Origin of the sequence: Catonella sp. (assembly GCF_052169795.1) — a bacterium.
In the GTDB taxonomy this organism is placed as follows: domain Bacteria; phylum Bacillota; class Clostridia; order Lachnospirales; family Lachnospiraceae; genus Catonella.
This window is the reverse complement of sequence record NZ_JBQNBU010000002.1, coordinates 61,913-74,223: the sequence shown is the minus strand read 5'-3', so window position 1 is coordinate 74,223 and position 12,311 is coordinate 61,913. Positions and strand designations below refer to the sequence as shown.

Genomic DNA, 12,311 nt, shown 5'->3' with positions numbered 1-12,311 from the left:
TCCAAAGTGTAATTAAAGCATCTTTGGCAGCATCTATAACTTCGGGAGAAAATCTGGAAGTTGTAATTATCATTCCCTGTGTACATCCTCGCTGTTTCATTTCAAGGCGAAAATTGTCAAAATCTTCTATATGAATAATTTTATCTGTACATATTACAAGGACTGCACCCCTTTCAGAGAAAGCCACTCCATTCCTTGTGCCTTCCCGTACACAGACATAGTGGCTACCAGGAAATTCCGATGAATAAGGCTCAAGTGCAAAGCCTCTTCCTGTGTAGAGAGCCTTAATGCGTGCTGTAAGCTCTTCTTCAGAAATTGCTTCTATTTTATCCATTTTATGTTGTGCGGCTGCTTCAGTACCATATTTTTTACCAAGTATCTTCGTGAGGATGGGAGCAAGGATTAACAGTGCTACACAGATACCTATATTTAAGGGAGTAAGCCCGCCAAATCTGATGCCGATTAAAGCTAACAATATAGCAGCAAAAAGGAAAAATACAATTTCGAATTTAAATGTAGGTTTATTATCGTTCATTTTATGTACCTCTTGTAAATAGTATAATGATAAAAGTGAGAAAAAAATTCATCTTCTGACACCTCTATCATATAATATAATACAACAAAATGAGATAAATTTACAGATGGCAATTAAATTTATTAGAATAAGTGAAAAATACTACAGGTAAATATTATAATTGCTAATATAGATATTTGTATTTATAAGTGATATATTATAGTAGTATGGTTTTATTAAAACTTACTTATGAAAGGATGAAGATTATGAAGGATTATACACCGGTTAAAGAAGGAAAGATAAGGGAAGTTTATGATATAGGCGACAGCCTTATTATGGTGGCAACGGATAGAATATCTGCGTTTGACCATATATTAAAGAATAAAATATCAGACAAGGGGGCTATCCTCACACTGATGTCAAAGTTTTGGTTTGACTTTACAAAGGACATTCTTCCTAACCATATGATAAGTGTGGATGTAAATGATATGCCGGAGTATTTTAGAAAACCTGAATTTATAGGTAATAGCATGAAAGTAAAAAAACTTCGTATGCTTCCGCTTGAGTGTATAGTTCGTGGATATATAACAGGAAGCGGTTGGGAAAGCTATAAAGAAAATGGTACAGTCTGTGGAATAAAACTTAAAGAAGGACTTAGTGAATCTGAAAAATTGCCTGAGCCTATATATACACCTAGTACTAAGGCAGAGATAGGGCTTCATGATGAGAACATTTCTTATGAACAGAGTATTGAAGTGCTTGAAAAGGAATTTCCGGGGAAGGGTGTAGAATATGCCTTAAAACTTAAAGAGGCAACTATTGCTCTTTATAAAAAATGTGCAGATTATGCTCTCTCTAAAGGAATTATAATAGCAGATACAAAGTTTGAGTTTGGACTTGATGAAAATGATAATATAGTCATAGGAGATGAAATGCTTACTCCGGATAGTTCAAGGTTCTGGCCGCTTGAAGGTTTTAAAGTGGGAGGAGGACAGCCTTCTTATGATAAGCAGTTTGTAAGAGACTGGCTCAAGGAAAATCCTGATAGTGATTATTTATTGCCGGATGAAGTGATTGAGAAAACTATCGAAAAATATAAAGAGGCTTTTAAACTGCTTACCGGAAAAGATTTTTCTAAAAACTAATCAATAAATATAGGGCATTATAGCAATTTCTCTGTGAGATTTGTTATAGTGCCTTTAAAATTATTATAATGGAAAAGATTTAAGAGTAGAGTAAATATGTTATAACAGTCATATATTGATAGAGAAAAGAAAAAAGCCACCATACTGATGACGATATGGTAGCAATTTTATTTAATATAATAAATTACGCAAGTTTATTTACAGACTTTGTAAGACGGGAAATCTTTCTAGAAGCTGTTTTTCTATGATATACGCCTTTATTAGCAGCCTTATCAATAGCAGCAACTGCAGGAATAAGAGCAACCTTAGCTGCCTCGTTATCGCTTACAGCAACAGCAGAAACAACCTTCTTTACAAGAGTCTTAACCTTAGAAGTAATCATTTTATTTCTAAGAGTTTTCTTTGCAGCAACTTTAATTCTTTTCTTAGCAGATTTAATATTAGCCAATTTAACACCTCCATTATCATTATAAGATTAAAAAGTGTTTCATTAATCCGGACACGGACGCTTAACGCAAACACACTAAATAACTTTAATACAAAAAAGGAAGATTGTCAACAGATTTTAAGGAATTTTACTTGATAAATTTATAAAAATACTGTAATCTGTATTAGTCAGATAAATGGAATATAACAATACTATATTTATGGAGAAAAGAATGTCGGAGATAAATACAAAGAATATCAGAAATTTTTGCATAATAGCACATATTGACCATGGTAAGTCCACCCTTGCAGACAGAATAATAGAGGCAACAGGAACTCTTACCAAGAGGGAGATGCAGGATCAGATACTTGATAATATGGATCTTGAGAGGGAGAGGGGAATTACCATCCGTTCTCAGGCGGTAAGAGTAGTATATAAGGCTAAAGATGGTGAGGAGTATATTTTTAATCTCATAGATACTCCGGGTCATGTGGACTTTAACTATGAGGTATCAAGAAGTCTTGCAGCTTGCGAAGGAGCCATCCTTGTAGTAGATGCATCTCAGGGAGTTGAGGCTCAGACACTTGCAAATGTATATCTTGCCTTGGAGCATGACCTTACAGTTGTGCCTGTTATAAACAAGGTTGATCTTCCAAGTGCAGATCCTGACAGGGTAAAAGAGGAGATTGAGGACATTATAGGCATAGAAGCTCACGATGCCCCTCTTATTTCTGCCAAAAATGGCTTAAATATAGAAGATGTTTTAGAGGCAATAGTAGAAAAAGTACCGGCTCCTAAGGGTTTGCCTGAGAATAAGCTGAAAGCACTTATTTTCAATTCTCTTTATGATTCTTATAAGGGAGTTATAGTTTTTGCAAGGATAATGGAAGGTACTGTTAAAAAGGGTACTAAGATAAAGATGTTCCAGTCAAGTGAGATTGAAGAAGTGGTTGAAGTAGGTACTTTTGGTGCAGGTCAATTCATACCTTGTGAAGAACTTACAGCCGGTATGGTTGGTTATATTACAGCGAGCATTAAAGACCTTAGACAGACAAAGGTTGGAGATACAATTACAGATAAAGACAATCCTTGTGAGGATGCTTTACCGGGATATAAGAAAGTACTTCCTATGGTGTATTGTGGTCTTTATCCTGCTGATGGAGCACATTATTCAGACCTTAGGGATGCACTTGAAAAATTACAGCTAAATGATGCAGCTCTTCAGTTTGAGCCTGAAACCTCTGTTGCTCTCGGTTTTGGCTTTAGATGCGGTTTTCTTGGACTTCTTCACCTTGATGTGGTTCAGGAAAGGCTTGAGAGAGATTACGATATTGACCTTGTGGCAACTGCACCTAGTGTGGTATACAAGATTCATAAGACAGATGGCACAGTGCTTGATATAACCAATCCTTCCAATTTGCCTGATCCGTCAGAGATTGACTATATGGAAGAGCCTATAGTTAAGGCTGAGATTATGGTGACTACCGAGTACCTTGGTTCTATTATGAAACTTTGTCAAGAAAGACGAGGTGTAAATAACGGAATGGACTATATCGAGGAAACAAGAGTAGTAATCAAGTATGACCTTCCGTTAAATGAAATAATTTACGATTTCTTTGATGCGCTTAAATCCCGTTCAAGGGGTTATGCTTCATTTGACTATGAGTTTAAGGGCTATCAGAAAGCCGAACTGGTAAAAATGGATATTCTTATAAACAGAGAATCGGTGGATGCCCTTTCGTTTATTATAGTTAAAGAAGGTGCTTATGAAAGAGCTAAGAAAATGTGTGAGAAACTTAAAAATGAAATTCCTCGCCAGCTCTTTGAAGTTCCTATTCAGGCAGCTATCGGCAGTAAAGTAATTGCGAGGGAAACTGTAAGAGCTATGCGTAAAGATGTGCTTGCAAAGTGCTACGGCGGAGATATTTCCAGAAAGAGAAAGCTCCTTGAGAAGCAGAAGGAAGGTAAGAAGAGGATGAGAGAGGTAGGTAATGTGGAGATACCTCAGAGTGCATTTATGAGTGTGCTTAAGCTTGATTCAGGGGATTGATAGCCTCTTTCCAAAGACTAAGTTTTTCTTCAAAATTCAGCCTTGCATTTGCAGGGCTTGTAGAAGGCAGAGTGATAGTATGTATAGGTATTTGATTAAAATATCTTTTATACATCGCTTCTGCCTTTTTAAAATTTTGTTTATTATGTATAGTTAATTATAAAAAGTTTGTCTAATTTGCTGATCACAATTTCAAAAAAATATATTATAATATTCCTTGAAGCTTTTGCTCTATACCAGTCTAAGAATTATTTGTTATTTCAAAATTATTATTTTCAAACTGTTAAATCCAAAAAATTGGTTTTATTTAGTTGGTGTTTTTAATAGGAAAGGAGAAAAATTGGGAGAGAAGGATATTTTAGAAAAGAAACTATTAATGTTTAATGATGTCTTTGCGACCTTTGTTAATGGAATTATGTTTGATGGTGAGCAGGTGGTTAAAGAAGATGAATTGCTTGATGTACCAAGTTGGAGCCAATATAAAGGGGATGACAGCAGACACAGGTTTCAGGACAGGGATGTAGTAAAACTTTGGAAAAAGCAGGGAATAGTTATTTCCTTGATTGGAATTGAAAATCAGGATATACCTGATGAAGACATGGTATTTAGGATACTTTCGTATGATGGAGCATCTTATAGAACTCAATTAGCCGAAAAAGCCGGCAGAAAAAGAAGAAATTTTGAGAGTGCTAAAAATATAGAAATTATGGAAGAAAAATCAGATATTTTTCCTGTAATAACCTTTGTTATATATTATGGTGAAGAAGAATGGAAGCATAAAATTACATTGTGTGAAAGGCTTAAATTGGAAGGAACAATAACAAAGTATGTAAGTGATTATAAGGTTAACCTGATAGACTTGAAAAAGATGACTGAAGATGATATAAATAAGTTTAAGAAGGACTTTAGACTCTTGGCAGACTATTTGGTGAATGGAAGTAATCATACTTCGGAAAGTACAGAATTAAATCATCCTGAAGAAATATGTGAACTTATTTTGAAGCTTACAGGTGAAATTGTAACTATACCAGAGGAAAGTGAAGAAGGAGGGAAATCCATGGAGAAATTTTTTGAACCTATGTTTGAAAGAGCAGAAGCAAGAGGTGTAGAAAAAGGAGAGAATTGTCTGGCAAAGTTAATCAGCCTTTTATTGTCAGAAGGCAAGAATGATGCTGTTAAAGATGCTTTAGAAAATGAAGGAAAAAGACATGAACTTTACAAGGAATATGGAATTTGCTAATAGAGTCTTTAGAAAGATAAAGCCTCTTTCCAAAGACTAAGTTTTTCTTCAAAATTCAGCCTTGCATTTGCAGGGCTTGTAGAAGGCAGAGTGATAGTATGTACAGGTATTTGATTAAAATATCTTTTATACATCGCTTCTGCCTTTTTTCCATTTAAAAGAATGGTTGAAATGCCTTGATATTCATTTAACAATCCCTCGATATCGTTTGGAATTTCATTCTTAATATCGGAATCAAGGGAGCCTTCACGAATACCGCTATGTACCATATCCCAAAGAGCTATATGGTTTTTTAGGAGAAGTTCACATTTTAAAGAGTAGTCTTCGTTGTAAGCTTCATTAAAAACAGTAAACATAATCTTCCAGAAGGCATTGCGTGGATGAGCATAATATTGAACTTGTTTAAGGGATTCTTCACCCGGAAGAGAGCCGAGAATCAGGATTTTTGAAGAGTGGTTTATAAGTGGTGGAAAGCTGTATTTTGTCATAAATGCCTCCTAGGTGTCAAATACTTTTATAACACATCATATCAGATAAAAAGAAGAGAGGCAAGAAAATGCAATGGGAATTAAAAGTGTCTTGTGAATAAGACAAAAATAGCTATATATTGTCTTGTGGATAAGACAATATTAGATTATCTTTCGGGAGAATCATATAAAATATTGCTTAATGGATACGGGTTTGCTTGGCCTCTTGATTATGGATAGTAAGACTGTCGCTCTGGAAAACCTAGTTGCAATTGAGCTGATTAGAAGATATAGTGTAGATAATGCATTTTATTTTGAGAATAATGCAGAAATTGATTTTTATGTTCCTGACAGAGGACTGGCTATATAGGTGAGTTATAGTTTTCAATAGTGAAGAGACAGAGCTTGAATACGAGGGGATAAAAGTTAAGGTAATATCTATGTGGAAGTGGATATTAAAAGAGAATATTTGTGATTAAATAATAGAGGCTGTAGAAACGGTCGCAAATTTTGCGTTCGTTTTTAAAAACTTTTTGCGGTCATAAATTGAATAAAATAAACAAATATAGCCCAGTTATTTAAAAAATAATTAGGCATATTCCCGAAATATAAAAAATATCAATAAGAGAGTTGCGGATTCTCTCTTGTTGTGCTATAATTACACTGTAAACAACAAAACTGCACATTGACAACTAAATACCGAGTCAGTAAAACAGCTGGACACCTAAATATGTGGAGGACTCAGAAAAAGGACAAATATGCTAAACTTTATTTTAAATTAACTTACATAGAGTATAGCATATATCTGTATTTTGTCAAGTGCCTTGAAAGGAGCAGTATATGAAATATTTCGCTATCACACTAGAGACTAGTTCGGAAAAAATCAAAAAAATTGCCAAAGAAAACGATGTAGACTATTATGGCGGAAGGGATAATATTTTATTTGAATTGAATCGTATGCTATATAAAAATATGGAGAATGATATTTTTTTCTTTGTATATAGTGAAGAAAAAAATGCAGAGAAAATTTTGGCTGCATTTTCGTATGATAATAACAAATTCTCTTATGATGAAGCTTATAGCCATATATTGAACAGCTTAAAGGAGTATGGCATAAGCGAGATAGCAGAAGCACCATCCGAAATTACAATGACAGATTACTTTGAATTTTATAACGAAGGAGATAGAAGAGGCTGTTTATACAGGTCAATCGTTAGGATGCAGGATGAAATCTACGAACTGTTAAAGAGCTACAATGAGGGTTCACTTAAACAAAATGAAAAATTTTATTATGGATATGAGGAAAGATTGGTTCGTATAAATAATGAACAAGAAGACTTTATCTATGATAAAAAACTTAAAGAAGAGCTGGAGAATATAGAATTCCATAGCAATGCTTCTGATTATCAGGGGAATATAGCCCATTATTTTGTTGCAGCCAGAAGCAATGAAGCAGCTTTTAGCATTACTGAAAAGCTCTTGGAAAGCCTGTTAAAGGCAAAAAGGATAACGAGCAGGAGAGTTTCTGTTATAACTGAAATAAGTCCTAGTGCATGGAGGCGCGACAACCATCTTGATACAATAATAGAGACTAACAAAGGCGGCAGCATAGTTTTTGACCTTTCTGAGAGGTTTGGCAACACCCCTACAGAGTATGCGCAAGTATGCAAATATATAGAAGGGCTTGTAAAAAAGTATAGGAAAGATATTCTTTTTGTATTCACCTACAATATAGATAATCCCGGTTTTTCATATTATCTTCTCCCTAAATTAGCCCAATATATAATGTCTGTAAACCTGAGAGAAGGAACTGCCGACAGGAAAGGTGGAATCAAATACCTGGAAAGCCTTATTAAAGACTCTGAGTACAAAAAATATGCTTATCAGGCAGGAGAATATTTGGAGAATTATCCTGGCGACAAATTTACGCAGACGGATATAATAAGGGCTTATGACCGCTTTGAAGCATGGTGCCTTAATAAAAACATAATTAAAGCCTATACCTTTGGCAAAGAGGAGTTTATGCTTGACAGAAATGAGAATGCAGAATCTGCTTATGAAAAACTTCAGAGCCTTATAGGGCTTAAAACAGTAAAAGAGCAGATAGATAGCATAATAGCAGCTTACCGTGTGGAAGCAGAACGAAAAAAGTGCAGAGGCATTAACTTTAAGCCATCTTCAATGCACATGATTTTTGGAGGCGACCCGGGTACAGGCAAGTCTGTGGTAGCTAGGTGCATAGCAGGCATTGCTAAAGAAAAAGGTGTAATAAAGAGCGGAATTTTTGTGGAGACCAGTGGGGTAAGAATAAGCGGACCGGGATGTGAATTTGCTATAAGAGAGGCTTTTGAAGCGGCTAAAGGCGGTGTACTTTTCATTGATGAAGCATATGCTCTTACAGGTGAGACGGCTACTACAACCTTGCTTCAGGAAATGGAAAATAGGAGAGATGAGGTAATAGTGATACTAGCCGGTTATAGCGGCAGAATGAAAGGGTTTTTAGAACAGAATGAAGGTCTAAAGAGCCGTATCCCATATTGGGTGGATTTTCCAAACTATTCGACAGAGGAGCTTACAGAGATATTTAAGTTGATGTTGAAGGAAAGGGACTTTACAGCGACAGAGGAGGCTGTCAAAGAAGCATCTTATATTTTTGATAAAGTAAGATATACAGAAAACTTCGGCAATGGACGCTTTGTTCGCAATCTTTTTGAAAGCAGCATAAAGAACCAGTCAGTGAGGCTGCTAAAAGAAAAGGGAAATGTAGAAAACATAGGGAAAAATGCCCTTTTTCGCCTTGAAAAAGAGGATATATTTATGCCCGGTGAGAACCTTAAAGAAGCTAGAGTACCCGGTACTGCAATGAAGGAACTTGAAGCTATGGTAGGGCTTGACTCAGCTAAAGCTGTGATAAAGAAGGCAGTTGCGGGGCTTAAGCTTAGAAAACTTTACAGGGAAAGAGGAATAAAACAGCCAAGACCTGCTCTTCATCTTACATTTACAGGCAGCCCCGGTACGGCGAAAACAACAGTTGCAAGGCTTTTAGCTGAGATATTAAAAGATGAGAAAGTCTTGCCTTCGGGGAAGTTTATAGAATGTGGCAGGGCAGATCTGGTAGGTACTGTGGTAGGCTCTACGGCAAAAATAGTCAAAGACAAGTTCAGGCAGGCTGAGGGTGGAGTCCTTTTCATAGATGAGGCATATAGTCTTGTAGAGAATGCAAAGAATGGCTTTGGCGATGAGGCTATAAACACCATAGTACAAGAGATGGAGAATAAGCGTGAAAAACTGGTTGTGATTTTTGCAGGCTACGATAAGCCGATGGAGAAATTCCTTGAGAGGAATCCCGGTATGAGTTCCAGAATAGCTTTTCGTGTGAAATTTGATGACTACACTGAGGATGAACTTCTTGATATAGCAAAGCTCATGGCCTCAAAAAATGGTATAACTATTACAGAAAAAGCTATGGAAAAGCTTAGAAATATCTGCAAAAAAGCAAGGACTAAAGAGGGCTACGGCAATGGCAGGTTCATAAGAAAAATCCTTGAAGAATCGCAGATGAATATAGCTGAGAGGCTGTATGGACTGACTCCTGATGAGATTACTGAGGAAATGCTTACAGTGATTGAAGCGGAGGACATAACGGAGCCGGAGGAAGAAGAAACTGAGACAAGAAAGCTTATAGGGTTCTGTGCTTAAGTAAAACCTAATGTTAAAAATATAACAAATTAAAAATGAGCAGAGTAAAGAGAAAATGGGTAAAAATACTTGTTTTCTCTTTTGCTTTGCTACAAACAGATTGAAGGGAGACCAATATGAAAATAATCGAATGGAATATCAATCAAAGAGCCAGCAAAGAAACTGAAATAAAAGATTGGGTGATTGAGGAGATTAAAAAGACAGAAGCAGATATAATTGTACTTACTGAATTTAAAAAGACTGAAAAGTGGAAAGAGAAACTGAGCAAGTTATCAGGGTATTATAAATTTAATAATAGCATTGAAGAGGAGCATGGAAATGAAATTCTTATTGCAATAAAAAAAGATTATAGCCTTATTGAAAAGAAGGAAATATTTAATGATGGGATGGGAGACTTTTTACAGATAAAAGTGGTATGTTGCGGTAAAGAGTATACGATTATTGGATATAGAAGCAGAATTCTAGTGGATGGCTACAAAGAAGATAAGACAGCAAATGCAGAGTTTAAGAAAAAGCAGTTTGAAAACTTGAATAAATATTTACAGGAATTACCTGATGATGAAAATGTTATAGTAGTAGGGGATTTTAATTTTACGGGAAATTATGTAAAAGAAAATGAGACAGATTATCCGATTGCAGAAGGATATAGCATTAAGTCGCCTCAGTTTAATGAAAATGCTTCGTGCAAATGGAGCTTTGTTCATCATAATAAAAGCAGAGTTGCAATAGATTTTGCAATTTGCAAAAATGTATATGTAAAAGATACCCACTATTCTTGGGATTATCTGGACAGGATTGATAAAAAGCCTGAAGACTGGAAGAGTGAATGCAAAGGAACTCCAGACCATGCAATGTTAGTTTTAGAAGTTAAGTAAATAAGTGAAGATGGTGATAAATATTTAAAGGAGGCTTATATGCGTTTACTAATTGATACAGAAGATAATTTGCATATGGGATATGGTTTGCCCTGGGTATATGATGGGGACTGCTTTAACTTCAAGGCACCTGAAAAAAGAGTTTCAAGCAAAACAGAGATAGAAAATCCGGAGGAAGTGCAGACGCTAGTAATTAACTGTGAATTAGAAAGTTATGATTTTATAAGCAAGATGAAAAATCTGACACAGCTCTACATTTATAAAGGCAAAAATGTAAAAGATTTAGACTTCCTTAAAGACCTTGTAAGGCTAGACCACTTCTATCTTGCAGGTTCAAAAGTACCGTCACTTAAAAGCCTTGTGGAACTGATACAGTTAAAGGAGAAACTTTATTTGAAGGAAGTAGAAGAGGGCGGAGATGAGATGGATATAAGGCTGTATTATACTTTATCCTGTGTGCGTATCATATCAGATGCTTACGAGGGAGATGGAAGTGAGCTTTTAAATAGAAATATTTGCCATTATGATTTATCAGTAAATGATAACAGAATTGAACCAAAACCAAGAAGGAGATTTGTTCCGGGGAGAAAAAGAAGAAATTTTGAGTAAATTTAACTGATGAACAGAGTGGAGAGAAAACGGGGAATTTGTACTCGTTTTTTCTTTCACTTTGTGGTATGATGGAGGGGATGTGAAAAATATGGAGGTGGAGAAAGATGGGAAAAAAGAGAATATATAAAAATGATGAAGATAAACAATGGAAGAAATTTGAAGATAAAGATATTTATTATAAACTTACAAAAAGCTTATTGGAATTATATAAGTTTTGTGGAAAATTGGATGATGATCCAGATGCAGAATTAAAAGATAATAAAGAAAAATATGATGCAATTGCTGATTTGGAAAATGACAAAAATGAAGGTAAGTTGGATAAAGGATTTTATGCAGTACAAAGTTATATAAGACAATATAATATATATAAAAATAAAAAATTTAAAATGGATAGAAATGGTCACGAAGGATGTTACGAAAAGTATGATGGGGAATTTTGGCTTTTAAAGGACGAATTAAAGATAGTTGGAGAAGTTCTAAATTCTTCTACGACTATGCTGAAAAGATATAAAGAAGATATTGGTGATAAAAATAATTTTTCTGAACTGTCTAAAATGTTTTTTCATTTAGTAACAACAGTGGGTAATATTATGCCATGGCCTATGTATTATGGCTATCGTCCTGTAAATAAAGAATTAGATATAGCACAAACAAAATACCAATATTATATTGGGTTGTATGGTAGAGTGAACAATACAGGAATTGATAAAAAAAGTTGGATTAAAGCATTTGTTGAAGGACACTATTTACAAGATTTTGTAACTGATGATATGGAAAAAGCTCTTGAGTTTTTGAATTTGGATAAAGTATATAAATTAAAGGATGATAATGCTTTACAAAACTGGGTTGAAAATATTGCAGGGAAAAAGGGGAGTGTAGGAGACGATGTAGAAAAAGTGTGGAACCTTTATTTTTACCGAGCATCAAAAGCAATAATGAAAAGAAGTTATAGGATATTAAAGCAAATAGATGGAGATTTTTTGACTGAACAGAAAAAAGAGTTTAATGAGAAATTTCAAGAATTTTGTGAAGAATATAAAGTAAAGCAAGAGCTAGAAAAATTAAAGGAATATTTGGATAAACATGAAGACGAAAAAATAAAATGTAATGAGACTGACGAAATAAAAGCATTGATAGAACAACTATAAGGAGTAAGCCATGAAAGAAAAATGGAAATCCTACCTATGCACAAATCCCTGCCCAAAATTCTCTATCCATTCTTAAGAGATTACCGAAAAGTATATGAAATTAACAGAATGGAATCCGGCAAAAATTATTTGAA

General features: G+C 34.9%; 12 protein-coding genes. 8 read left to right on the top strand and 4 right to left on the bottom strand.

Translation table 11 applies throughout. The features are described from left to right. Positions 1-535: restriction endonuclease (locus ACTTKP_RS00685; RefSeq protein ID WP_442551981.1), on the bottom strand; the 535-nt coding region annotated here is incomplete at its 3' end. A 245-nt stretch (positions 536-780) separates the two neighbouring features. Here ACTTKP_RS00685 and ACTTKP_RS00680 point away from each other — a divergent pair. After that, positions 781-1,659, top strand: coding sequence for a phosphoribosylaminoimidazolesuccinocarboxamide synthase (locus tag ACTTKP_RS00680; protein ID WP_442551980.1), 879 nt, complete (start codon positions 781-783; stop codon positions 1,657-1,659). A gap of 184 nt (positions 1,660-1,843) precedes the next feature. Here ACTTKP_RS00680 and rpsT read toward each other — a convergent pair whose 3' ends face one another. Beyond that, the gene (gene rpsT, locus ACTTKP_RS00675; RefSeq protein WP_442551979.1) at positions 1,844-2,107 is read right to left on the bottom strand and encodes a 30S ribosomal protein S20; all 264 of its coding nucleotides are present in this window, start codon (positions 2,105-2,107) and stop codon (positions 1,844-1,846) included. A gap of 211 nt (positions 2,108-2,318) precedes the next feature. Here rpsT and lepA point away from each other — a divergent pair, with 211 nt between their 5' ends. Further along, positions 2,319-4,136, top strand: coding sequence for a translation elongation factor 4 (gene lepA / locus ACTTKP_RS00670; RefSeq protein ID WP_442551978.1), 1,818 nt, complete (start codon positions 2,319-2,321; stop codon positions 4,134-4,136). Here lepA and ACTTKP_RS00665 read toward each other — a convergent pair. Continuing rightward, complete coding sequence (locus ACTTKP_RS00665; RefSeq protein WP_442551977.1) at positions 4,114-4,251, bottom strand: hypothetical protein; 138 nt, start codon at positions 4,249-4,251, stop codon at positions 4,114-4,116. The genes lepA and ACTTKP_RS00665 overlap by 23 nt on opposite strands. 225 nt (positions 4,252-4,476) lie before the next feature. On the opposite strand from ACTTKP_RS00665, the gene ACTTKP_RS00660 reads away from it, so the two are divergent. Then, positions 4,477-5,376: an Rpn family recombination-promoting nuclease/putative transposase gene (locus ACTTKP_RS00660; protein WP_442551976.1), complete on the top strand. Its 900-nt coding sequence runs from the start codon at positions 4,477-4,479 to the stop codon at positions 5,374-5,376. An 8-nt stretch (positions 5,377-5,384) separates the two neighbouring features. Here ACTTKP_RS00660 and ACTTKP_RS00655 read toward each other — a convergent pair whose 3' ends face one another. Beyond that, a complete protein-coding gene (locus tag ACTTKP_RS00655) occupies positions 5,385-5,864 on the bottom strand; it encodes a DNA-deoxyinosine glycosylase (RefSeq protein WP_442551975.1) in 480 nt (159 codons plus the stop codon). Between the two features lie 211 nt (positions 5,865-6,075). Between ACTTKP_RS00655 and ACTTKP_RS00650 the strand changes: the two genes are divergently transcribed. The 5 genes from ACTTKP_RS00650 (at position 6,076) to ACTTKP_RS00630 (ending at position 12,177) form a co-directional block, all read left to right on the top strand. After that, complete coding sequence (locus ACTTKP_RS00650) at positions 6,076-6,213, top strand: hypothetical protein (RefSeq protein ID WP_442551974.1); 138 nt, start codon at positions 6,076-6,078, stop codon at positions 6,211-6,213. Positions 6,214-6,683: 470 nt separating this feature from the next. Further along, entirely contained in the window at positions 6,684-9,542 is a 2,859-nt protein-coding gene (locus tag ACTTKP_RS00645; RefSeq protein WP_442551973.1) for an AAA family ATPase, read from the top strand. A 116-nt stretch (positions 9,543-9,658) separates the two neighbouring features. Next, positions 9,659-10,417: a hypothetical protein gene (locus ACTTKP_RS00640; RefSeq protein WP_442551972.1), complete on the top strand. Its 759-nt coding sequence runs from the start codon at positions 9,659-9,661 to the stop codon at positions 10,415-10,417. A gap of 39 nt (positions 10,418-10,456) precedes the next feature. Further along, positions 10,457-11,026: a hypothetical protein gene (locus tag ACTTKP_RS00635; protein ID WP_442551971.1), complete on the top strand. Its 570-nt coding sequence runs from the start codon at positions 10,457-10,459 to the stop codon at positions 11,024-11,026. 107 nt (positions 11,027-11,133) lie between these two features. Continuing rightward, a complete protein-coding gene (locus ACTTKP_RS00630; protein WP_442551970.1) occupies positions 11,134-12,177 on the top strand; it encodes a hypothetical protein in 1,044 nt (347 codons plus the stop codon). Positions 12,178-12,311 lie beyond the last annotated feature (134 nt).

Bases quoted from the DNA above. Each gene is read 5' to 3' on its own strand.
- ACTTKP_RS00645 (WP_442551973.1), top strand. From the start codon at position 6,684: ATGAAATATTTCGCTATCACACTAGAGACTAGTTCGGAAAAAATCAAA.
- ACTTKP_RS00635 (WP_442551971.1), top strand. From the start codon at position 10,457: ATGCGTTTACTAATTGATACAGAAGATAATTTGCATATGGGATATGGT.
- ACTTKP_RS00655 (WP_442551975.1), bottom strand. From the start codon at position 5,864: ATGACAAAATACAGCTTTCCACCACTTATAAACCACTCTTCAAAAATC.
- ACTTKP_RS00680 (WP_442551980.1), top strand. From the start codon at position 781: ATGAAGGATTATACACCGGTTAAAGAAGGAAAGATAAGGGAAGTTTAT.
- lepA (WP_442551978.1), top strand. From the start codon at position 2,319: ATGTCGGAGATAAATACAAAGAATATCAGAAATTTTTGCATAATAGCA.
- ACTTKP_RS00650 (WP_442551974.1), top strand. From the start codon at position 6,076: ATGGATAGTAAGACTGTCGCTCTGGAAAACCTAGTTGCAATTGAGCTG.
- ACTTKP_RS00665 (WP_442551977.1), bottom strand. From the start codon at position 4,251: ATGTATAAAAGATATTTTAATCAAATACCTATACATACTATCACTCTG.
- ACTTKP_RS00640 (WP_442551972.1), top strand. From the start codon at position 9,659: ATGAAAATAATCGAATGGAATATCAATCAAAGAGCCAGCAAAGAAACT.
- ACTTKP_RS00630 (WP_442551970.1), top strand. From the start codon at position 11,134: ATGGGAAAAAAGAGAATATATAAAAATGATGAAGATAAACAATGGAAG.